The organism is Xanthomonas cannabis pv. cannabis (genome assembly GCF_000802365.1).
GTDB lineage: Bacteria > Pseudomonadota > Gammaproteobacteria > Xanthomonadales > Xanthomonadaceae > Xanthomonas > Xanthomonas cannabis.
Genome location: NZ_JSZE01000024.1, coordinates 45,268 through 66,089 on the forward strand (window position 1 = coordinate 45,268; position 20,822 = coordinate 66,089).

Annotated in this window: 22 protein-coding genes; 10 read left to right on the plus strand and 12 right to left on the minus strand. The window is 60.8% G+C overall.

What is annotated here, in order from left to right; translation table 11 throughout:
* Nucleotides 1-24: 24 nt before the first annotated feature.
* Entirely contained in the window at nt 25-1,482 is a 1,458-nt protein-coding gene (locus OZ10_RS05965) for a ribonuclease H-like domain-containing protein (protein ID WP_039564144.1), read from the minus strand.
* Nucleotides 1,479-3,974: a DEAD/DEAH box helicase gene (locus OZ10_RS05970; protein WP_039564145.1), complete on the minus strand. Its 2,496-nt coding sequence runs from the start codon at nt 3,972-3,974 to the stop codon at nt 1,479-1,481. The genes OZ10_RS05965 and OZ10_RS05970 overlap by 4 nt, the downstream gene beginning before the upstream one ends.
* A 178-nt stretch (nt 3,975-4,152) precedes the next feature.
* Here OZ10_RS05970 and trhA point away from each other — a divergent pair, with 178 nt between their 5' ends.
* On the plus strand, nt 4,153-4,815 hold the full coding sequence (gene trhA / locus OZ10_RS05975) for a PAQR family membrane homeostasis protein TrhA (protein WP_039411581.1): 663 nt from the start codon (nt 4,153-4,155) through the stop codon (nt 4,813-4,815).
* Between the two features lie 81 nt (nt 4,816-4,896).
* Here trhA and OZ10_RS05980 read toward each other — a convergent pair whose 3' ends face one another.
* From OZ10_RS05980 to OZ10_RS05995, 4 genes are all read right to left on the minus strand, one after another.
* Nucleotides 4,897-5,199 (minus strand): plasmid stabilization protein, encoded by a 303-nt coding sequence (locus OZ10_RS05980; RefSeq protein ID WP_039411584.1) that lies wholly within the window; start codon nt 5,197-5,199, stop codon nt 4,897-4,899.
* Nucleotides 5,196-5,669 (minus strand): hypothetical protein, encoded by a 474-nt coding sequence (locus OZ10_RS05985; protein ID WP_230582055.1) that lies wholly within the window; start codon nt 5,667-5,669, stop codon nt 5,196-5,198. The genes OZ10_RS05980 and OZ10_RS05985 overlap by 4 nt, the downstream gene beginning before the upstream one ends.
* 86 nt (nt 5,670-5,755) lie before the next feature.
* Nucleotides 5,756-6,277, minus strand: a complete 522-nt coding sequence (locus OZ10_RS05990) for a hypothetical protein (RefSeq protein WP_052209972.1) — start codon at nt 6,275-6,277, stop codon at nt 5,756-5,758.
* A gap of 169 nt (nt 6,278-6,446) precedes the next feature.
* Complete coding sequence (locus OZ10_RS05995) at nt 6,447-6,884, minus strand: winged helix-turn-helix transcriptional regulator (protein WP_039411587.1); 438 nt, start codon at nt 6,882-6,884, stop codon at nt 6,447-6,449.
* Between the two features lie 233 nt (nt 6,885-7,117).
* Here OZ10_RS05995 and OZ10_RS06000 point away from each other — a divergent pair, with 233 nt between their 5' ends.
* Nucleotides 7,118-7,921, plus strand: coding sequence for an SDR family NAD(P)-dependent oxidoreductase (locus tag OZ10_RS06000; protein WP_039411590.1), 804 nt, complete (start codon nt 7,118-7,120; stop codon nt 7,919-7,921).
* A gap of 134 nt (nt 7,922-8,055) precedes the next feature.
* On the plus strand, nt 8,056-8,352 hold the full coding sequence (locus tag OZ10_RS06005; RefSeq protein WP_039411594.1) for a YciI family protein: 297 nt from the start codon (nt 8,056-8,058) through the stop codon (nt 8,350-8,352).
* A gap of 158 nt (nt 8,353-8,510) precedes the next feature.
* Here OZ10_RS06005 and OZ10_RS06010 read toward each other — a convergent pair whose 3' ends face one another.
* Nucleotides 8,511-9,602, minus strand: a complete 1,092-nt coding sequence (locus OZ10_RS06010; RefSeq protein WP_039411597.1) for an ATP-grasp fold amidoligase family protein — start codon at nt 9,600-9,602, stop codon at nt 8,511-8,513.
* 707 nt (nt 9,603-10,309) lie between these two features.
* Between OZ10_RS06010 and OZ10_RS22815 the strand changes: the two genes are divergently transcribed.
* Nucleotides 10,310-10,768, plus strand: coding sequence for a hypothetical protein (locus OZ10_RS22815; RefSeq protein ID WP_236726830.1), 459 nt, complete (start codon nt 10,310-10,312; stop codon nt 10,766-10,768).
* A gap of 53 nt (nt 10,769-10,821) precedes the next feature.
* Here OZ10_RS22815 and OZ10_RS06020 read toward each other — a convergent pair whose 3' ends face one another.
* Nucleotides 10,822-11,784: an aldo/keto reductase gene (locus tag OZ10_RS06020; protein WP_039411600.1), complete on the minus strand. Its 963-nt coding sequence runs from the start codon at nt 11,782-11,784 to the stop codon at nt 10,822-10,824.
* Between the two features lie 141 nt (nt 11,785-11,925).
* Here OZ10_RS06020 and OZ10_RS06025 point away from each other — a divergent pair, with 141 nt between their 5' ends.
* Complete coding sequence (locus tag OZ10_RS06025) at nt 11,926-12,825, plus strand: AraC family transcriptional regulator (RefSeq protein WP_039564156.1); 900 nt, start codon at nt 11,926-11,928, stop codon at nt 12,823-12,825.
* Here the strand turns inward: OZ10_RS06025 and OZ10_RS06030 are convergent.
* Nucleotides 12,820-13,716 (minus strand): LysR family transcriptional regulator, encoded by an 897-nt coding sequence (locus OZ10_RS06030; protein WP_039411603.1) that lies wholly within the window; start codon nt 13,714-13,716, stop codon nt 12,820-12,822. The genes OZ10_RS06025 and OZ10_RS06030 overlap by 6 nt on opposite strands.
* A 140-nt stretch (nt 13,717-13,856) precedes the next feature.
* On the opposite strand from OZ10_RS06030, the gene OZ10_RS06035 reads away from it, so the two are divergent.
* Complete coding sequence (locus tag OZ10_RS06035) at nt 13,857-14,609, plus strand: SDR family oxidoreductase (RefSeq protein WP_039529390.1); 753 nt, start codon at nt 13,857-13,859, stop codon at nt 14,607-14,609.
* Nucleotides 14,610-14,746: 137 nt separating this feature from the next.
* Entirely contained in the window at nt 14,747-15,223 is a 477-nt protein-coding gene (locus OZ10_RS06040) for a hypothetical protein (RefSeq protein WP_236726951.1), read from the plus strand.
* Between the two features lie 143 nt (nt 15,224-15,366).
* On the opposite strand, the gene OZ10_RS06045 is transcribed toward OZ10_RS06040, so the two are convergent.
* Entirely contained in the window at nt 15,367-15,723 is a 357-nt protein-coding gene (locus OZ10_RS06045; RefSeq protein ID WP_236726952.1) for a nuclear transport factor 2 family protein, read from the minus strand.
* 56 nt (nt 15,724-15,779) lie between these two features.
* Here OZ10_RS06045 and OZ10_RS06050 point away from each other — a divergent pair, with 56 nt between their 5' ends.
* The 3 genes from OZ10_RS06050 to OZ10_RS21025 all read left to right on the plus strand — a co-directional run bounded on the left by OZ10_RS06050 (nt 15,780) and on the right by OZ10_RS21025 (nt 18,849).
* Nucleotides 15,780-16,127: a winged helix-turn-helix transcriptional regulator gene (locus OZ10_RS06050; RefSeq protein ID WP_039564147.1), complete on the plus strand. Its 348-nt coding sequence runs from the start codon at nt 15,780-15,782 to the stop codon at nt 16,125-16,127.
* 1,012 nt (nt 16,128-17,139) lie between these two features.
* Nucleotides 17,140-17,433, plus strand: coding sequence for a hypothetical protein (locus tag OZ10_RS22065; protein WP_139051280.1), 294 nt, complete (start codon nt 17,140-17,142; stop codon nt 17,431-17,433).
* 54 nt (nt 17,434-17,487) lie between these two features.
* Nucleotides 17,488-18,849 carry a hypothetical protein gene (locus OZ10_RS21025; protein ID WP_081419336.1) on the plus strand — a complete coding sequence of 454 codons (1,362 nt, stop codon included), beginning with the start codon at nt 17,488-17,490 and terminating at the stop codon, nt 18,847-18,849.
* A gap of 214 nt (nt 18,850-19,063) precedes the next feature.
* On the opposite strand, the gene OZ10_RS22070 is transcribed toward OZ10_RS21025, so the two are convergent.
* Both OZ10_RS22070 and OZ10_RS06055 read right to left on the minus strand, forming a co-directional pair.
* Nucleotides 19,064-19,525, minus strand: coding sequence for a hypothetical protein (locus OZ10_RS22070; RefSeq protein WP_139051281.1), 462 nt, complete (start codon nt 19,523-19,525; stop codon nt 19,064-19,066).
* Nucleotides 19,526-19,719: 194 nt separating this feature from the next.
* The coding region (locus OZ10_RS06055) for an XVIPCD domain-containing protein (RefSeq protein ID WP_039564159.1) at nt 19,720-20,822 on the minus strand (1,103 nt) is incomplete at its 5' end.

Below are 20,822 nucleotides of genomic sequence, written 5' to 3' on the forward strand. Positions count from 1 at the left end.
CTCAGCGCGGTGTGGCATCGATGCCTACACCGCGTCCATCAACGGAATCACCTCGCGGTCCTGCGCCTCGACCGCCACCAGGCGTTGCATCAGCAGCGAGAGCGTCACCACATCCTGGTGGTTGTGGTCGGCCACGCGGCGCAGGTTGCGCGCGCTGCCGCCGCGCAGGTAGCTCAGCCAGGCGGCGGGGGCTTCAGAGCCGGGCAGGTCGTCCTCGCGCACCACGCGCAGCAGCTGCCGCTCGATGGTGGCCAGCTTGCAGTTCTCCCAGGTGCCGCGATACCGGCGGCGGGTGGGGAACAACAGGTCCACATGGTCCAACGCAGAAATCGGGTCGCCGCGCCGCGCCAGGCGGTAGCGTGTCTTCAGCAATGGTGCGTCATAGCAGCGGCCGTTGTAGCTGGACAGCACCGTGCGCGGTGTCAGCCAGGTGCGGAACAGGTCGAGCATGGCGCTTTCGGCGGCCATGGTGGACATCATCAGCTGGCGCACGCGCAGGCCGCTGCCTTGCATGGCATCGGTGCACCACTGCGCCACGCCGATCATGAAGGCGCGCGTGCCGGTGCCGCCGGCCAGGCCGGTGGTTTCGGTGTCGAAGAACAGCAGGTCCAGCGGGTCGACCGCATCGTCGCGTTTGGCAAACGCCAGCGAGAGCGCCTCGCACGGAATGGCCTGCGGCAGAAACGCTTCGATCAGATGCAGGCCAGGCGCGATCTCGGTTCCCGGCAGGTGCCGGTCGTTCGATGGCGCGCGCACGGGTGTCTGCGCCGACACCGCACGCTCGCGCATGCCGATCATCTTGCGCAGGCCGGCAATGTCGGCGCGTGGTTGCGGCGGTGGTGTCGGCGCCATGGGTGTTGCCGACGGTGTCGCTGCGCTGCGCGCCATTGGCCAATGGCGTGCGATCTCCGTATCCACCGCGTTGATGGCATCGGCGTCGGCAGCCGATGGCAACGCCGGCTTGTGACGCACATCGTGCTCCACCCACGCAAACACCGATGCGTCACGCGCAGGCGGTGCCGTAACCGGCGACTGCAAGGTGCGGCGCGTGAGTGCCGGTGCGGTGCGCGCTTCGTGCGGGCGAGCGGCCGCGGCGTCATGAGGCGTCGCGGCTGTATCGCGCGACGGCAAGCGTGCAGCGGGTGACGCGGTGCTGGAGACCGCTGCACGCTGCGCACGTGTCGGCATCACCGCATCGTCCTTGCGCGATGCAGGCGTCAGCCCGCCGACCTGACGGCGCAGCAGGCGCAGGCGTTCCGCGCTCACACCCGGAGCATCACCGGGTGCAGGCGGCATGCCCTGCGTGGCCGCGCCGGAAGCCGGCTGCGTGACCTCACCGACCCGTGCGGCCTCCACTTCCTTCGCACTTGATGCCACTGCAGCTTGCAGTGCATCGCCGTCGGCACCCGCCGCAGGCGCACGCACATCCGCATGCCCGGCCTGCCGGCGCAGCAAGCGCAGCCGGTCCGCACTCACACTCATGCAAGTACGTCCAGCGCCAGGTCGTCGTCCACCTGCGTGGCATGCCGCAGCGGTGCATCCGGATCGAACAACAACGCCAACACCGTCAATGCCAGCGACTTCGGCGATTCCCCCTTGCCTTCCTCGTGCGCGGCCAGCACCGGGCCCACACACGCCGGGCAACCGGCGCTGCAATCGCAGCGCCGCACCAACTCGTCCGCGCGCTGCAGCAGCTCGGCCTGGCGCAGCCATAGCGGCTCGCTCAGGCCCACGCCGCCGGGGAAGTTGTCGTACAGGTACACCGTGGGCACGAATGCCTGCTGCAATTCCACCGTGGCCGCGTCGCCTTCTTCCACGCCGCGCAGCTGCCCGCGCCCGGTCTGGTCGGCCACCGCAAACCAGGCGCCGTCGCCGTTGCCCACGGCCTTTTGCAGGTCGCGCGCATCGGCCATCACCGCCACCGTGGCCACCACGTGCAAGGCATAGGCCGCGCCCAGGAATCCATCCAGTGCATCCTGCTTGGACGCAAACGCCTTGCCCAGGGTCGCCTGCGGCAACTGCCACCACACCGCCGTGGTGTGCAGTTCCTGGTCGGGCAGATTCACCGGCCCGTAGCCGATGTTTTCATGCGTGTAGTAGCGGATCTTCTTGTAGCCGGACACGCGCCGCACCACATGCACTTCGCCATGGTGCGAATCGCCGCGCCCGGCCACGCCACCGTCGAAGCGGTCCAGCACCTTGAGCTTGGTGTAGTCGATGCTGTCGGTGTAGTAGTCCACGTGCGTGCGCGTCACATACGCCTTGCGGCCTTCCCAATCCAGCCGCTCCACCTGGTACGGCGTGCTCTGCACCATGTGGATGGCGCCTTCGTACAAGGTGAGCGCGGCGGCCGAATAATCCACCTCGGCGATGATCTGTTGCTTGCCGTCGGTCTTGTCCACCACAACGAAGTTGCCGTCCGCCACCGAGCGCAGGCTCACCGCGTTGGCTGGGTAGCTGTCGGCAATCCATTCCCAGCGGTCGCCTTCCTGGTGGATCACCTCGCTTTCGGCCAGCGCTTCCAGAAACACCAGCGGGTCGATCGGCCCGAACGGCTCGTCTGCAATGAACGGCAATTCGAACGCCGCGCAGCGAATGTGGTCGAACAGGATCAGCGGCTGGTCCGGCGCGGTGCGCGCATGTTCGGGCGAGGCATCGGCAAAGAAATCCGGGTGCCGCACCACGTATTGGTCCAGCGGTTGCGAGCTGGCCACCAGCACGCCCAGCGCCGGTTGCTGGCGCCGCCCGGCGCGGCCGAAGCGCTGCCAGGTGGCCGCCACGCTGCCGGGATAGCCGTTGAGGATCACCACGTCCAGTGCACCGATATCCACGCCTAGCTCCAGCGCAGAGGTGGAGATGATGCCGTCGATGGTGCCGGCGCGCATCGCACGCTCCACCTCGCGGCGTTCGGTGGGCAGGTAGCCACCGCGGTAGGCGCGGATGCGCGCCGGCTTGCGCGGGTCATGGTCGAAGATGTCTTTGAGGTACTTGGTCAGCACTTCCACCATCAAGCGCGTCTGTGCGAACACCAGCGTCTTCAGCCCGCTCTTGATGGCGATGCGCGCAATGCGGTTGCTCTGCGAACGCGCCGACGCACGCAGGCCCAGGTCCGCATTGACCACTGGCGGGTTCCACAACAGCACATGCTTGTCGCCGGTGGGTGCGCCGGATTCGGTGATGGCATGCACCTGCTCTTCGATCAGGGCCTGCGCGTGCGCATGCGGGTTGCCGATGGTGGCCGAGCACAGGATGAACTGCGGGGTGGCGCCATAGAACGCGCAGATGCGCTTGAGCCGGCGCAGCACATTGGTGACATGGCTGCCGAACACGCCGCGGTAGGTGTGGATCTCGTCGATCACCACATAGCGCAGGTTCTCGAAGAACTGCGCCCACTTGGTGTGATGCGGCAGGATCGCCTGGTGCAGCATGTCCGGGTTGCTCACCACGATATCGCCATGCAACCGGATCGCCTGCCGCGCATCGCCGGGCGTATCACCGTCGAAGGTGAAGGCCTTCACCCCGAGCTCGCCGGCGCGGTTCAATTCCAGCAGTTCGGCCACCTGGTCCTGCGCCAGCGCCTTGGTCGGGAACAGGTACAGCGCCTTGGCGCCGCTGGTCATCGCCGCGCTCACCACCGGCAGCGTGTAGCACAGCGACTTGCCCGAGGCGGTGGGCGTCACGATCGCCACATGCTCGCCGCGCTGGGTGGCCGCCCACGCATCGGCCTGGTGGCTGTAGAGCTGGCTGATGCCGCGCGCGTGCAGGGCATCGGCCAATGCGCTGGGCACATCGTCGGGAATCGGCGCGTAGCTTCCCTCGCGCCCGGGAAGGGTGAAGCTGCCGGTGATGCGGTCGTGGTAGCGGCGCTCCAGGCGTTCGGTGAGCAGTGCGCCGTCGCGGCTGGGGCGGCCGTCGGTGGTGGCCAGCGCGCGTTCGGCGGTTTCGGTGCGGGGAGCGAGGGCAAACGGAGGCATACGGCAAAGGCTCCCAAAGCGGGAGATCAAACAAAAAGGATGTCTCAGGGTATGAGACCGGCGCCCGCGCGCCCAGCCTGCCTCACTGAGCGGATTCAGCAAGCCGGGTATCCTGTTGCCCCCACTGCGTCATGGCCGCCTTGCATGTGAGTGGGCTCCCCCACCTCGAAGAACCGCCGTGCCCGTGTCTGCCAACGTCACAGCTCCGCACTACAAGACCCCTGCCGCCCGCCGTGCCGATGTGATCGTGCATGCGGCCGGCCTGTTCCTGGCCATTGTTGGCGGCACCTGGATGGTGTGGCGCGCGCACGCCAGCCAGACCATGGTGGTGGCCACCTGCGTGTATGCGCTGGGCCTGCTGGTGATGTTTGCCTGCTCGGCGGCCTACAACTTCGCCCCGCCGCAGCGCCAACCGATGCTGCGCAAGTTCGACCACGCCGGCATCTTCGTGATGATTGCCGGCTCGTACACGCCGTTCTTCCTGGTCGCGCTCGATGGCAGCTGGCGCTGGAGCATGATCCTGAGCGTCTGGTGCGTGGCCTTGTTCGGCGTGTTCGCCAAGCTGTTCCTGCCCGGCATCGCCAAGGGCTTCTGGGTGGTGATCTACCTGTTGCTGGGCTGGGCCGGCATCGTGGTGATCAAGCCGCTGCTCGCCGGCCTGGACAGCACCGTGCTGTGGCTGATTGCCGCCGGCGGCGCGTTCTACACCGTGGGCGTCACCTTCTACGTGCGCAAGTCGCTGGTCTACAACCGCGCCATCTGGCACGCCCACGTGCTGGGTGGCGCGCTCTCGCACTGGTGCGCGATCTGGTTGTGCCTGCAGCCCTTGGGTGGGGTGTAGCGCGCTGTCGATGTCGTCGAGCAGTCGCGTATGCCCATCGCTCGGTAGCATCGACGCGTCATGGATCTATTGATCGCCTGACTACGTCGGCTTCCAATCAGAGCGCGCAGGTACGAGGGCAAGGATCAGCACATCGTCGCCGTCGCGTGTGTAGATCAAGAGATATCTGCCGTCCTGGCAGGTGTACAAACGCGTTCCCGGCAGTGGCCCAGAGTGATAGGTGGCGGCACCATCCAGCGCGTCGCCCTCGGTTTCGATCCGGTCGTCCTGTTCACATGCGGCGAAATAAATCTGCGGGTCGGAGATTTCGATCGCGCGCGCCAATGCTGAAGCGAGCAACGCGGTGCGCGCATCCAGCGCGCTCTGCTTCCAGGCCACGCTCACGCACGCGTGCCCTTTGCAGCCAGGGCTGCCTCAAGCGCCGCACGGTGTTGCGTCTTGAGCGTCTCCATCTGCTGCTTCGCCTGCGCGCTGGAGAGTGCGGGGCGGGGGTCGGCCAGGGCATGCTCGGTCTGGGTGCGTAGCGACACCGCATAGCGTGCATCCAACTCCTTGACCTTCATCGCCTCGGAGCGGTCAGGCCGGCGCTTCGCATTGCCGCCCTCGGCGTCCCACTGCGCAGCGTCCACGTGAAGCACGTCCAATGGCATGCCCATCTCGCGCAAGACCTTCAACGCACTTTCGAAGCTGCCAAACCGGCGCGGCGCATTCGCCTTGGTGGCCAGCACACGGGTCTGGTCATGGGTCTGCAATTGCACGGTCCAGGCACCGGCTTCCCCGATGACCGATGCGTGCCTGACCGCACTGGCGTCGACCAGGGCACGTGCGGTCGCAAGCTTGACCAGAGTCGTCATGGCGTTATCCAGTTAACGATTAGGTGGTAGCCACTTTATCATTGATCTGGCGCGCCAGCTAACGGTTGTCAGTCAGGCTCACACCCTCACAGCTTGGTCTTCATCACCGCTTCGAACGCCGTATCCGGCGCGATGCTGTCGGAGAGCACGACCACCGAATGCAAGGTGCCCTTTGCCTGCACGTTGTATTCAAAGCCCACCGGCTTGCCGCCGCGGCTGAACACCTCGATCTCGCTGTACTCACCGAGCCGGCCTTCATAACTCTCGCGCTCCAGCCCGTGCTCCTTGGCAAAGGTGCCGGCGGCGCTGCGTGCGCCCTCCCACACCGCGTCCTCGTAGCTCATCGGCTGCAGCAGGCTGATCATGTGGGTCGCGCAGGCGTTGGTGCTGGTCACGCCATAGCCATCGACCTCGCCCAGCAACGGGATCTTGCGGACATCGCGTTTGGGCGTGGCGGTGACGGTGCAGCCAAGCTGCTGCAGCTCGGCAAGGGTGAAGTGCTCGGACTCCGGGCGCGGCGCGCTGGGGGTGGCCGTGCCACCGTTGCAGGCAGACAGCAGGCCCAGACAGGCGAGCGGCAGGAAGCGGCGTAGGGAAACGTGCGACAACGGTGACGTCCTTGTAGTGATTGGAAGTGCGGCGTGGCTGTCCTCGACATCGGCGCGCAACATGACGCCAATGCGTCACGCAGTCGCCCAGGTCGGGGCAGCCAGGGCGCGCGAGGGTAGCGCGTCAGGCGTCAACGCATGCTGAGAGCCATCAACCACGCCGCCGCGCTTACTCCGGCATCACCATGCGGATCTCGCGTGTGCCGATCTCTGCACCGGTGACTGCGTCGATGGCGACCGGCTGCAGCTCGGTGCCGGTTTCCGCATCCAGAAAACGCAGCAGCTTGCCCTCGCCACGGTGTTTGCTGCCCCACGCGCCGATCATGAACAGCACCGGCAGGTAATCGCGCCCTGCCTGGGTCAGCACGTACTCCTCGCGCGGCGGGCGGGTGGAATACAGGCGCTTTTCCAGCAGCCGCTCCTCGGTCAGCGTCGCCAGCCGCTTGGTCAGCATGGTCGGGGCAATCCCTAGGCTCTGCCGGAACTGATCGAAGCGGGTCAGCCCGGAATTGGCGTCACGCAGGATCAGCATCGTCCACGCATCGCCCAGGAAGGTCAGGCTGCGTGCGATCGGGCACAGGCTGTCCGACGCATTTTTTGAGTTCATATCATTTCCGTATTGACTCACTATCAAATCGATACTAGCATGCGGCGCATGGGTAGTCCAACCGCGCGTTTCAGGCAGGTGACGGGCGCCCAGGCCGCGGCGGCAACCGCGGCATCTATCCGCATCAACGCACACCGCAATGCAGGTCAGCGTCAGGCACCGCGCAGCTGCACGCCGATGGCTGGCGACGTTTCTCCACCTTCCCTAAACCGCATTTCTTCAGAGACACCACGATGAAAAAGACAGTGCTGATCACCGGCGCATCCTCAGGGTTTGGCCTGTTGCTGGCCACCAACCTGCATAAGCAGGGCTTCAACGTCATCGGCACCAGCCGCGAGCCGGAAAAGCACCAGGCCAAGCTGCCGTTCAAGCTGCTGCGCCTGGATATCGACGATGACGCCTCGATCCAGTCGTTTGCCACCACGCTGTTTCAATCGGTCGACCGCCTGGATGTGCTGGTCAACAACGCCGGTTACATGGTCACCGGTATCGCCGAAGAAACCGCCATCGACGTGGGCCGCCAGCAGTTTGAAACCAACTTCTGGGGCACGGTCAAAACCACCAACGCGCTGCTGCCGTATTTCCGCAAGCAACGGAGCGGGCAGATCATCACTGTCAGCTCCATCGTGGCGCTGATCGGGCCGCCGAACCTGTCGTATTACGCGGCCTCCAAGCACGCGGTGCAGGGGTATTTCAAATCGCTGCGGTTCGAACTTGCCCAGTTCAATATCAAGGTCAACATGGTGGAGCCGGTCTGGTTCAAGACCAATCTGGGCCATAACGCAGTGCCTGCCGCCGGCAACCCCATTTCCGACTACAACGCTTACCGCAGGCAGGCCAATGCAGCGACCCAGAAGGGAATCGACACCGCAGAAGCACCGGATGCCGTGGTGGACACCATCCAGAAGCTGATCCAGGCCAAGGACCCCAAGTTCAGCAACCCGGTCGGAAAGATGACCGGCATGATCCTGTTCCTGCAGAGTTACTTGCCAAAGATGTTTGAAGGCGCGATTTTCAAAAGCATCAAAACAGCCTGAGTGCTGTGCGTTACATGCAACGCCAATCCAGCTGCTGATTCAATTAAGTAAACCGCGCAAAACCCCCGTGTTATCACCCGATCAACGGCTTTGCTAAAGCCGTGACGCATCCCCTTTGCCACGAGTACACCAGAATGAAAGCGTATTTCTGCAAATTCATCCCGCCGCGCGCGGACTTTCTGGCCACCATGTCGGATCAGGAAAAAGCCCTGATGCAGCAGCATGCCGCGTTTCTGGACCAGCGCCTGGCCGAGGGCGTGCTGCTGGCGCATGGCCCGGTCATCGATGAAACCGGCGGCTTTGGTCTATCGCTGTATCAGATTGCCGACGACCAGGACATTGCCGCCATCACCGCACAGGACCCGATCATCAAACACGGTGTCGGCCAGTATGCGCATCACCCCATGCTGCATCTGAAGGCGCGCGGATAAAACGCCGCGCTGCATATGGCACGCTCAAATCGTCATCGCAGCAGCGCGTTGCGGTGACGAGCGCGCCGCGCATGCAGCAAGCAATGCCAGGCAAAGGCGTGCTGCGCTCAGGCCACGCTGTCAGTTGCCTGCCGCCCGAACGGGGCGGGCGAGCGCTCTCACCGCACCGGCACCCGCGCGCTGGCGCCCAAACCCTGCGTGGGAAACGCCGCTTCCACCGGCGCACGCCGCTGCACCCACATGTCGCCCATCATCCGGTCCAGCCCGCGGTCCAGGCCGGTGACCAGCCCCGCACCCGGGGTAAAGGTCAGCTCGCCGAAATAGACCTGCCCGTGCTGGATGTACCAATCCACCCGCACGTAATCGAAGTCACTTGCCAGCAGCTTGCTCAGCTCCAACGCCTGTTCCAGCAGCGCCGGCGCGCAGGGCGGTGCGCGCCCGTCGTCGCGGATGCGGTGAAAGGCCTCGTGCAGGTTGCCCACAAAGAAGGTCATGCCCAACTTCGGCGTGTCGAAGCGCCCGTAAATCACCTGCAGCACGTACTGAAAACTGCCGTCCACCTGCCGGAACATGTGGAACTTGTAGTCCACCGGCACCTGCTGCGCATCGCCGATGTACTGCTCCACCAGAATGCGCGGCGGAATATCGCGGTAATGGATCTCGCGCACCTTGTCGGAGAAGTCGGTCTGCAGCCATTGGCCGCAGCGCTCGATGATGCGGCGCTTGTGCTGCGCATCGGGCTCATCGCGCACTACCTCCACCATCGCCGCGCCATGGTTGGCCTTGATCACGGTCTGCCGCCACTGGGGCAGGCGCAGCAGCTCCTGCGGGTCGGTGCTGTCCAGCAGCAGCGGGATCAGGTGCGCCTCGCCGATCCTGGCCGCCACATACGGGCGCACCGCAAACTTGTCTGCCAGCCGCCGGTACAGCGGGTAATCGCCGTGCACGCACTTGCGGTAGAGGATCTTCTCGTTGAAGCACTTGGGCGCGTACAGATCCGGCAGCCGGCCGAAGGTGTGCAGGTAGTACAGCCGGTCCTGGTGCCGCCAGGGCAGGGTGCGCAGCAGGCCGCGCGCGCCCTTGCGCAGCAGGCGCTTGAGGCTGATGGCGTCGGTGGCCGGCGCAGCTGCGCCAGGCAATGCGGCCGGGCGGGCGTCACCTGCAAGCCGCGTCAATCCCGGCAGCAGCGCAGCCCACGGCTCACCTGCTGCCCCAACCCGCGCTCCCAGCGGCTGCGTCTGCAGCCCCATCCCGTTGTCCATCGCCAGATCCCTCTTCTCGTCGTTTAGTGAGACGCAGGTCACAATTAAGTGTGATGCTAGTCACGGTATACGGGAAAAGTAAGAAGAGGGTTGCGAAACGTCTCAAGCAGACCGATTTCGCAAAGATCAGTGCGTTTTAGGGCTTAAAGACGGGCTTGGCGGCTGCTGTCGCGTCCGCTTTGCTGCGTTGCGGCAGCCGCGCGAGCCAGGACGACGCAGCCACGGCCGGGCGCCGCTTGGGCACAACGCTGGTCAGGGGCGTAGGCGGAGGTCGCGGAACTCAAATGGCGGCGTGCGCTGCGCCGCGATGGGGAGGTGCACCCAGGGGAAGTGCCAGGCGTTGAAGGCCAGCGCAGGCCCGCACTCAGGGGATGCAGTCGCATCGCGGCCCAGGATCAAGCAACATCAGGCGATACCACTGCAGCCCGCAACGGATGGCCCATGCACGTCACCAAACTCCTGCCCCTGGCAGCGCTGTGCCTTGCGCTTGCCGCCTGCGCAGACAAAGACCAGCCCGCACAAGCCGATAAGGCGCCCACATCGGCGCGGGCAGCAGCCAGTCCCACACCGCCCAAGGCAACGCCGCCGCACTACCGCCCGACCAAGCGGTCAACAGCAGGCCGCCCGCTGTAAGCCAGCAGGCAAGGCGCTATCTCTGCCCGCAGGGCCCCAATGCCTGCCCGGCCGGTGGGCCGTTGATCGCCAACTCCGATGCAGAGGCGCAGTGGCTGCTGCGCCACGGCTACCCGACGGAGCACGAACTGGCCCGCTTGGAAACCCTGACGCTGGATCAGCTCAAGGCCGAGTCGCAGGCAGGCAACCAGCCCGCAACGGTGATCTACGGCAAAAAGACCGCGCTGGCGGGCCGTTTTTATCAGGGCATCGACATCCTGCGGCGGGCCGCGGTGGCGGGGAACCTGTATGCGTACTACGGGCTGTCGGACGTGTACGTCAGCGACACCGCAAACAAGAACCTGGTCGACAGCCTGGCTTACCTGCGTCTGGCCTATCTGCTGGGCGATGCAAAAGCCTCGGCCGTCATCGCATCGCGTGGCCTGAGCAGTGTTGAAAACGTCGTTGCCGACGAGCGCGCCGCCTCACTGCACAAGACGTTTTCCAAGTATCAGCGCCCCTCGCCAAGACCTTTGGAATAGCGTTTATCGATGCCAGCAGGGCGGGGGAGAACCCGCCCTGCATGGTTGACAGCTCAGACCCACTGAGGCATCTGATCTTCGGTATAGCGACCACCAAAACCGCCTGTCGGCAAGATGTCCTTGATAAGGGCCAAGTCCTTGTCGTCAAGAATTAAATCGGCAGCTGCCGCATTTTCATCTACACGCGCTGCATTACGTGTCCCCGGAATCGGCACGATGTCATCGCCCTGGGCCAACAACCAGGCGAGCGCCAATTGTGGCGCGGTTGCGCCTTTGCTCTGCGCTAAAGCGGTGAGCTTCTCGACTGCATCGAGATTCTTCTCGAAATTTCCGGGCTGCCAGCGTAGATCAGTGCGGCGCATATCGTCTTCGGGATAATCAGACGCCGGTTTGACGCTGCCTGTGAGGAAGCCGCGCCCCAGGGGAGAATAAGCGACGAAGCCGATACCAAGCTCTTTCAACGTAGCGAATAATTGCTCCGCGTCCCGTTCGAACAGCGAAAATTCTGTCTGTAGCGCCGTGATCGGCTGAATGGCATGCGCACGCCGTAATGTCTGCGGACCCACCTCACTCAGGCCGAAGTGCTTCACCTTGCCTTGTGCGATCAGTTCCTTGACCGCACCTGCAACGTCTTCGATCGGCACCTGCGGGTCGAGCCGGTGCTGGTAGAGCAGATCAATACGATCGGTCTGTAGGTGCCGCAAGCTGTTCTCGACCACCTCGCGGATGTGTTCGGGCCTGCTATCGAAACCATACTCGCGGGTAAAACCGAACTTGGTCGCGATCACGACGTCGTCACGGAAGGGCTTGATGGCACGGCCAAGCATCTGCTCGTTGTCACCCCAGCCGTAGACCTCAGCTGTATCGAAGAAAGTGATGCCCTTCTCGAACGCGTGGCGGATGGTCGCGATGCCCTGCTCGGCATCGCTCTGGCCGTAAGCAACGGAAATGCCCATTGCGCCGTAGCCAATCGCCGACACCTGCAGACCAGTGTTTCCCAGCTTTCTCAAATGCACTTTGCGCTCCTGAATTGAATCGTCTCTAGAACGATTCCAGCTTAGCCAGCATCTATGCCGCTGTAGTGCATGAAGCTGCCGAAAGCTTGCCTAATCCTGCCACCCCTTGTCGCCAAGCATGTAGGTGGGCAGCATGGGCACATGACTGATCTCCACCAATTACGCGCACTTGCCGAGCGCTATGCCACCAGCAGCGCAAAGGAGTTGCTGCCCCGGTTTCGCATTGGCGGGCTGGCTCCGTCGCCCACACCGGTGCCCATGCTGTACGAACCCACGATTTGCCTGGTCCTGTCTGGTTGGAAGCATGTCAAGGTCGGACATGAGAGCTTCAACTATGGCGAGGGGCAGTACCTGATCACGGCGGTTGACATGCCCGTCATGGCCACCATCACTGTCAACCAAGAGTCCGGTGATTACCTGGCAATGGGACTGGATCTCGATCCATATGTGATGGCAGAGCTGGCGTTGGAGATGGGCGTAGAGGGCGACCGCGCAGACGTGGGCAACTTCTGCGTTGCGGACGCTGATACGTCTCTATTGGACACCTGGCGTCGCTTGTGTGAATTGCTCGAACGCCCGCAAGAGATCGCGTTCATGGCGCCACTGGTCGAAAGAGAACTGTTGTTCCGGTTGCTGCAAGGTCCCCAGGGCCGCATCCTGGCAGCGATGGTGAGCGGAGACAGGTATACGCAGCGCATCCGCACAGCGGCCGTGTGGATACGCAAGAATTTTGCGCTCACCTTCAGTATCAATGACCTGGCACAGACGGCCAGCATGAGTGTCACGGTGTTCTACAGGCGATTCAAACAGATCATGGCGATGTCGCCGCTGCAGTACCAAAAGAAAGTACGTCTCTATGAAGCCCGCAGCCGCCTGATGTCCGCACACGGCGACATCGCGAGTGTTGCTTACGATGTGGGATACGAAAGCCCGTCCCAGTTCAGCCGCGAATACAAGCGGCTGTTCGGTCATCCGCCTGTTCGCGTTCTGCAGAGGGCAGGTGCAGCCAGAATAAAGCCTCTCCAAGTCCGAGGTCTATGACCCTTCCATATTGAGTTGCGGAATCTTGGCAAACGCCTCGGCAATAAAATCCATGAACACGATCGCCCGCTTCGGCACCAGCCGGTTGGCCGCATACAGGATGTGCATGGGCACCGCAGGTGCGGAGAATGCGCCCAGCACAATCTGCAGCTGCCCGGCCTTGAGCCCCTGCTCGAACAACCACTCCGGCCCCTGCCCGATGCCCAGGCCCGCACTCACCGACTCGCGCGCGGCCTCCGGCGAATTGACCCGGATCCGGCCGGACACCGGCACCTCCACATCCTTGAAACGCCACGTCGCCCCGGAGGCAAGCAGGGTGTACAGCACGCAATCGTGCTGGCGCAGGTCCTCGGGCACGCGGGGCACGCCGCGCTCGGCAAGATAGGCATTGCTTGCCACGCACACGCGCTTGAACGTGCCGATCCGCCGTGCGCGTAGCGCGCTGTTTTCCAGGTGGCCGATGCGGATGGCAAGCTCCGCGCCCTCGTCGAGCAGATTGACGAAGCGGTCGTTGATCTGCAGATCCAGCTCCAGGCCCGGAAAGCGCCGCAAAAACTCAGGCACCAGCGGCATCACATAGTGGTGCGACAAGGCCGTGGGGCAGGCCACCCGTAGCAAGCCGGACGGTTGCACGTTGTCGTGCAGCGCCATCTCCGACTCGCCCACCGCATCCAGGATGCGGCGCACCTCCGCGTAATAGCGCTCGCCCTCCGGTGTCAGCACCAGCTTGCGGGTGGAGCGGTTGAGCAGCCGGGTGTGCAGGTGCTCTTCCAGCGCCGCCACGTGGCGGCTGACATTGGGCTGGCCCAGGCCCAGGTCGCGCCCGGCCGCTGAAAAGCTGCCGGTTTCCACCGCACGCGCAAAGCAGGTCATCAGCAGAAACCGGTCCATCGCCCGTCCTCATTCATGCGTATATCGCATGAATGGTATGTGCCGGCGCGCTCTTCCGGCAAATCATGCATGGGCGCACGCTGCACCTCATCGAAGGCCGGCCACATGCGGCGGGCCTGCCACCCTCCCAGGAGCACCCCATGTCCCGTCTAGCAGGCAAACGCACCCTCATCACCGGCGGCACCAGCGGCATTGGCCTGGAGACCGCCCGCCAGTTCCTGGCCGAAGGCGCCCGCGTCATCGTCACCGGCAACAATCCCGAGTCCATCGCCAATGCCAAGGCCGCGCTGGGTGCCGAGGTGCTGGTGCTGCGCGCCGATTCGGCCAGCGTCGCCGCGCAGCAGCAGCTGGCGCAGGCGGTGCAGGCGCATTACGGCCAGCTCGACATCGCCTTCCTCAATGCGGGCGTGTCGGTGTGGGCACCGATCGAAGACTGGACCGAGCAGGCCTTCGACGCCTCCTTTGCCATCAACGTCAAAGGTCCGTACTTCCTCATGCAGGCGCTGCTGCCGGTGTTCGCCAACCCCGCCGCGGTGGTGCTCAACACCTCCATCAATGCGCATGTGGGCGCGGCCCGCTCATCGGTGTATGCGGCCACCAAGGCGGCGTTCCTGAGCATGGCCAAGACACTCTCCAGCGAACTGCTGGCGCGCGGCATCCGCCTCAACGCGGTCAGCCCCGGCCCGGTGGAAACCCCGCTGTACGACAAGCTCGGCATCCCCGCCGCATACCGCGACCAGGTCAACCAGGACATCGCCGCCACCATCCCGCTCGGCCGCTTCGGCACTCCCGATGAAGTGGCCAAGGCCGTGCTGTACCTGGCCTCGGACGAATCCCGCTGGACGGTGGGCTCGGAACTCATCGTCGACGGCGGCCGCACGCTCAACGGCTGAGCGTTTCGAAGGCAGTGGCAGGCGAACGGCCACGCCCACACCCTTCAAGCGCGACACCGAGCGCTGCAGTGTGCGTCCACGTTGCGGCGCAAGTGCAGCGACTCAATAATGCGCACGCCCTCTTCAGCGGATGACACGTGCGCGCTTTATTCGTCTATGCCGCTGTCCCCGCGATCCTGCTGGCGGCAGTGGCAACCGCCCACGCAGCCCCTGCCGCTGAGTTATGCGAGGTCTTGCGCACCTTTGTCGGTGCAGTACAGCCGGGCCAGGTGCGTAGTTTTGCGTTCCACACCTCATGGGGAACCAACTTCAAGCATGCGCAAGAGCAGGCGCTTTCCGCCAAACGGTGTGAGCACGGTGGCGACCCCGCCGCGCAGGCGGTTTGTGCCTACCTGATGCAGCATGGGCAAACAGAGCTTGCAGACGCCACGGTAATGGACTCGGTGGCCTGCCTATCGAGCGGCACCACATTTGATAGCAGCCTGAGACTGCATCACGCCGAGCTGTCCTTTCGCCATGAGGCCATCAACGCAGGCGCGACGGTCACAGTCACCTTTGGCGATGAGGCGGAACAGGGCGGCAGGGTGTTTCGACTTCAGGCAGAAGGCGACTAGGCGCCGCCCTACATTTGCTCAGAGGCGCAACGCGCGTCGAGGTACCAAGCAACTGCTCACTAACCGCGCGTGCGGTTGCGTCATGCGGCTGTGGAAGGTCCGCATCCGGGCACGTGCTACCGGCGCAACGCCGGCATGCTGCGTCAATGAATCCGCAACGCCGCAATCTTGCCGCCCACCAGTTGGAACACATGCTCCAGCTGCAGCGGGCTCTGCGGGAAATCGCCAGACACCTGCGCGGTGACACTCACCTGCTCGCCCTGGGTGTGCACGCCAATTGGCACCGCACGATACGGCGTGGTGGCTTGCGCCTGTGCCAGCCAGGCCGCAATGGCGGCAGCGCCACGGTGCTGGCGGTGCTCGTCGTGCACCACCGCATCGTCGGCCAGGTGCGGCAGCAGCTCCGTTGCATCGCCGGCGTTGCTGGCGGTAAAAAAGCAGGCAATGGCGGCGGGCAGGGCAAGCGACATGGTGGCGGTCCGGTAGAAACGGTATGCCATGATCAGCAGTGGCACCACCTGCCGCAAGAACGCACGCAAAGGTAAGTCACGCACCCATGGGAAAGCCGCACACCCCGGACACCGCCGCGTGCGATGTCGAAGCCCTGCTCAAGCTCATCGAAGGCCGCTGGAAACTGCTGCTGCTGTTCCACCTGTTCGACGGCAAGGTGCAGCGCTACTCGGACCTGGAGCGGCTGATTCCCGCCATCTCGCAGAAGATGCTGGCCCAACAGCTGCGCCAGCTAGAACGCGACGGCCTGGTGCTGCGCACCGTCTACGCGCAGGTGCCGCCGCAGGTGGATTACCGCCTCACGCCGTGGGGCCAGGCCCTGTGCCCCGCACTGGATGCAATGCTCACCTGGGGCCAGGCGCGGAAGCCGTTGACCGACACGTCGTCGCAGTAAACGCTTGGCGCACTGCTGTGCACGCCGGCCTTAAAACATCAGGTACACAGCACCACGCATATCGCCAGAGAACTGACACAGATAACGCACTGGCGGTCTTGCAGTATCTGCCGTCTCGCGCGCTGCAACCAGACTTGTGCGGCAAACATAATCGGCCTAGTTTCGCCTCGCCACCACTGGGGTGGCGAGGAGGTCACACGCATGGCGACCAACGAGAAAACCGGCCCCAAAGCGGCCAAGGCCGCAAGCAAGGTCTTGCGTAGCGGCAGCACCGGCAAGGATTAAAAAACAGCGGCCGCGTCCGCTTTGAGTCAAACACCGGACAAGAAAGGCAAAAAGAAATAAGCGAGCGCTGCAGTAAATGAATAGAGGCGTTTGCACAGAGGCGAACGTCTCTAGTCATGCAATTTAGTGCGTGCAATCACAGCGGATGACACCGCTGATACAAAATGTCGGGTAACCCGCTGACAAAACTGCTACACAACGGTAGTGTGCAGGTTGGAACGTGGGGGGCATGCATGGGATGCAAACGGGGAAGTACCGGGTTTACCGCTGTGTGGTCACTACCATGGCCGCTTGGGCTCGCTCTGGGCGACGGCACTTTTTCTGCTATTAGAAATGGAGTGCTATGGCTGCTGTTGCACCAAAGTGACCGACCTACACAAGATCTCAATCAAAGCATCGCCGCAAAATTCGCATCCATTACACAAGGTGAGTTAATTACGTTGGTGATTGGTGCGCAACTATTGAAGAAGACTCAGACAGTGCAATCATCGGGAGAGGTATGTGCTGCACCTATAACTGCAGCAATGAATGAGATGAGCTTTGTTGTAGCTTTGGGTGGTTGCCCAGCAATGCTGCTTGCGTTGTGGCAAATACGCTTGGAGGAGGTAAGACTCAGCGGAATGGCTAGATCTTTAGAGGCTGCGCAAACTTTTCACTTGTCTGAGATCTAATCTGAGCTCTCAATAAAAATTCGATACTCACCGGCGGTTATATTCGGTAATGATAAATGAGTGAAAATTTAACAGCGGGTATAGAAAGGGTTTATCTTGAACGAACCGATTTTATGGTGCTTGCTTTAACTGGGCGCACTGGAAGTGGTTGTTCAACCGTAGCAGAAGTGCTTGAAAGAGAATTTGCATCGCTGCCCAGCTATATAGAGGGTCTTGATGCTATAGAGAGAAGGAAGGGCGAAATTGCAAACTCTTTTCTTAGCAAGGCGTGGCTTCCCTTTCGTCGAATCACAATATCATCCATAATTTTATCTTGTCTAGCAGCATGTGAAAATGATGCGCTAAATTGATTTCTGAAATCAAATAAAGTTGCGCAGGAAAACTTAATTCAATTCGAACTTCTCATGGGACAGTTAAGGTCTTCAGAGAACTTTCAAGAATATATTGATTATATATTTAACAATAGCGAGAGATCTGGAGCGCTTATTGCCTGGAAGTTTTTTACCAATGTGGTTAATGATGCTGCATTTCGTGCAAAGGAGATCTTGTCGACTAGTTATGCGCGCGTATTCCAATCTGCAGGTGATAATTTACGCCTGAGCGGGACAGCAATTAGTTCTGAAGTTAATGTTGAAAAACTTTTTTTCCTTATGGAAGTTGTGAAGCGGTTGTGTCTCGGTGTGGTGGATAGTGATAGGGAGCAGCGAATTAAAAGCACCCGAATAGTTGTGGATGCGGTCAGGAATTCGCTTGAACTTGTATATCTAAGAGATAAGTTTTCAGCATGTTATGCAATAGCTGTAACAGCGCCCGATAAAGATCGTCGCGAACGGCTGTCAATCGCCGGGATGTCCTTGAAAGACATTGATGCCCTCGATAAGCGAGAGTACTCAAAAAAATCTCTCGAAGAGTACTCAAACTTCGTTTCTCAAAATGTTCAGGATTGCATCCAACGATCCGATCTATTTATAAATAATTCTGGGGGTGTCGATGCTTTTGAATCTAGTATAAAAATTCTTGGAAATCAGTTAATAAAATATGTGGCTCTTATGCTTCGTCCCGGCATAATTACACCTACCCGCGACGAACGATGTATGCAACTCGCTTTTGTCTCTCGGCTAAACAGCGGTTGTATATCGCGTCAGGTGGGCGCGGCTGTCGCTGATCGTGCAGGTTCGATCAAAGCTGTTGGTTGGAACGACGTGCCCAAGGGACAAATTTCGTGTCTTTTGCGCGATGTTAATGATCTTATTTCTAAAGATGAGGGCGCGTATAGCGACTACGAACGAAAAAACATTGAATTTAGAAAATTTATAGATAAAAAGTACGATCGCAGACGTGGTATCAAGCAGGATAAAGGCCTGCCTTGTCCGTACTGCTTTAAAGATGTTTATAACGAAATGAAAAACAGCAAAAACCAAGTCCACACAAGGTCTCTGCATGCAGAAGAAAATGCCTTCCTTCAACTCGCTAAGACTGGAAATAGTGGGATTGAGGGGGGGATACTTTACACCACAGCTAGTCCGTGTGAGCTATGTTCCAAGAAAGCGTTCCAGCTCGGTATGACAGAAGTTGTATATGTTGATCCATACCCCGGAATCTCATCAGAGCATGTTCTTGCCTACGGTGAGTCGAGGCCAGAATTAAGATTATTTAGCGGGGCAGTAGGCCATACCTATCACAAGTTATATGAGGCCATATTGCCTATCAAAGACGAGTTGACGGCTCGGCACAAGGAGGATCCACAAAAAAAATTAGGAATATAAAAAGTTTCGAGTCGTTTGGTGGCCAAAATTAAGGATCATCTTGACGCCTATATATGGCTAACATCAATGGTTTAGCTGATTTATGGCTTCGGTGCTTAACTTTTTGCTTGATCGCCTTAAGAAATTTCATCATTTTATGAGCACGGCTTGTGAACACAGCTTTGAGGCGCAGTTCAGGCTGATAATAATTAGTTATTGACTAATTTGGATCAATCTATGCAAGCCTAAGATATTTTCCAAAAATAGTTTTTGCTTTATTGTGTTCAATAGATAGGCGCTCAAATGCTAGCATTTGCTTGTGAACTGCGTCTGGTGGCACTGGCGGTCCGCCATTATTAGCAGCATTGATGCGATTGCTTATGGACACTGTTTCCCTCATCGTCCTCTTAAGCGAATCTAGGTAGCTACTAACGTCATCCTTGAATAAAAAATCCGCCTCCGCACTTACTCTATTGAGTCTTATCAACACGCCCACGCCGGCATTGAGGTCAGTGAGAGCATCTTCGACGGTTTCCATAACGCCTTCATAGACCTTTATGCGCCTATCGTATAAGTCCAGTTTTAATTTCGTTTTTGCGATTTTAAATTGCAATAACGAAACGGCCACCGCGCCCATTGCAACAATTGGAGCTGCAAGAGCTTTCGACAGCTCTACAAATACTTGAAAGTTAGTCATCTACATCCATGATTGATTAACGCTCTAATTCTATGTTCGGCCTCAGGCGGATTACAAGCGGCCTCGCCTTCTCCGCTCTCCAGCTACCTGTTCAGAGTGAATTATCACTCTCTGGATCTTATCAGTAGAACTAATGCACACGTTGATCCTGGGTCATAAGCACGGATTTACTAAGAAAAACTAGTTTTTGTGTCTTAAAATCTCGGTATCACACCGTGTTGTTGTTGCTCTTGCGAACGCTGCTGTTCCAATGACTGTTCCTGTGCACGCTCCTGCGTCAAGCGTTGATTGACTGTCTCAAGCTGAGCGAAGCTCTCCTGCACTGGCCGCTGAGCCGCTTCCGACGTTGGCATGTGCGCGCGCAGCATGGCCGGGTTATGCAGTTCGCCTTGCACCACGAACAGGTTCTGGGCTGCGGGCAAGTCTCTGGTTCTGTCGCTGAGTAACACGTGGTCAACACGCGTCAGGCCATTGTCCTTGGCTAACGTCAGCAGGCTCGCCGTCATCCGCTCACTGGTTGCATCGAAGGTGCGGCCATTGTCGGCATCCAGTTGTTCAACCTTGCTGCGAATCTGTTGATGCATCGCGTGGTCTGGGTGACCTGCCTCTGCAGGTGTCAATGAGGTGCCAGGCGCAGCTGGCGTTACAAGGTTTGGCGCGCTGTTGCTGCGTGCGCCGGTTTCTTTGAGCTGGACCATGCCATAGCCGCCCTTGCCCAGATCGACAAGGTTGAAGGTCGATGCCGATCCTAGATCCAACCCATTGCGCTCCAGCTGCCTGGGTTCCAGTCCCAGCGACTTGAGGTCGACGCGCACTTCCGGAGGCTGCCGATCATGCGCAAGGTGCGCGTAGCTCTTGGCAATGTGGCTGATCGCGCCGACACCGTAATAGTTGCGGTAATCGGAATCGCCATGCGGGCCAAGCGTCCCTCTGCTGTCGTAGAAGCACTGTTCCACGGCGCGGGTCAGCGGCTCTCCTCGCGCCTGGGCATGTGTGGTCAGGGCCTCATAGCTAAGACCCTGGGCAAATGCTGGGGGTGTCACGTGCTTGTCGACGCAGCGCGTGACTGAGCGGTCCAGCAGCATGCCCTCGGCATCCTGTGCGGAGATGCCAGGGTTCTCGTGCTTGATGCGGCTGTTGAGTGCTCTTAGCGCTGAGATTTCCGCCAGAGCCTCGTCTTGTCGCGTCTTGTCCAGATAGACCCGCGTCGGCTCTGTAAGGTCTACCTGACTCTCTCGCTGTGCGTGGGCGTCCTGCATCCTGTCGCCCATTGTCTTGCCGAACGCTGCCAACGCGT

Excerpts from the sequence above, each read along its gene's own strand:
- OZ10_RS06005 (WP_039411594.1), top strand. The coding sequence starts at position 8,056 with ATGAAAGCGTATTTCTGCAAATTCATCCCGCCGCGCGCGGACTTTCTG.
- OZ10_RS06025 (WP_039564156.1), top strand. The coding sequence starts at position 11,926 with ATGACTGATCTCCACCAATTACGCGCACTTGCCGAGCGCTATGCCACC.
- OZ10_RS05965 (WP_039564144.1), bottom strand. The coding sequence starts at position 1,482 with ATGAGTGTGAGTGCGGACCGGCTGCGCTTGCTGCGCCGGCAGGCCGGG.
- OZ10_RS05985 (WP_230582055.1), bottom strand. The coding sequence starts at position 5,669 with ATGACGACTCTGGTCAAGCTTGCGACCGCACGTGCCCTGGTCGACGCC.
- OZ10_RS05995 (WP_039411587.1), bottom strand. The coding sequence starts at position 6,884 with ATGAACTCAAAAAATGCGTCGGACAGCCTGTGCCCGATCGCACGCAGC.
- OZ10_RS21025 (WP_081419336.1), top strand. The coding sequence starts at position 17,488 with ATGGGACAGTTAAGGTCTTCAGAGAACTTTCAAGAATATATTGATTAT.
- OZ10_RS22065 (WP_139051280.1), top strand. The coding sequence starts at position 17,140 with ATGAGTGAAAATTTAACAGCGGGTATAGAAAGGGTTTATCTTGAACGA.
- OZ10_RS06045 (WP_236726952.1), bottom strand. The coding sequence starts at position 15,723 with ATGGCATACCGTTTCTACCGGACCGCCACCATGTCGCTTGCCCTGCCC.
- OZ10_RS06050 (WP_039564147.1), top strand. The coding sequence starts at position 15,780 with ATGGGAAAGCCGCACACCCCGGACACCGCCGCGTGCGATGTCGAAGCC.
- OZ10_RS06000 (WP_039411590.1), top strand. The coding sequence starts at position 7,118 with ATGAAAAAGACAGTGCTGATCACCGGCGCATCCTCAGGGTTTGGCCTG.
- OZ10_RS06030 (WP_039411603.1), bottom strand. The coding sequence starts at position 13,716 with ATGGACCGGTTTCTGCTGATGACCTGCTTTGCGCGTGCGGTGGAAACC.
- OZ10_RS22070 (WP_139051281.1), bottom strand. The coding sequence starts at position 19,525 with ATGACTAACTTTCAAGTATTTGTAGAGCTGTCGAAAGCTCTTGCAGCT.
- OZ10_RS06035 (WP_039529390.1), top strand. The coding sequence starts at position 13,857 with ATGTCCCGTCTAGCAGGCAAACGCACCCTCATCACCGGCGGCACCAGC.
- OZ10_RS05970 (WP_039564145.1), bottom strand. The coding sequence starts at position 3,974 with ATGCCTCCGTTTGCCCTCGCTCCCCGCACCGAAACCGCCGAACGCGCG.
- OZ10_RS06010 (WP_039411597.1), bottom strand. The coding sequence starts at position 9,602 with ATGGGGCTGCAGACGCAGCCGCTGGGAGCGCGGGTTGGGGCAGCAGGT.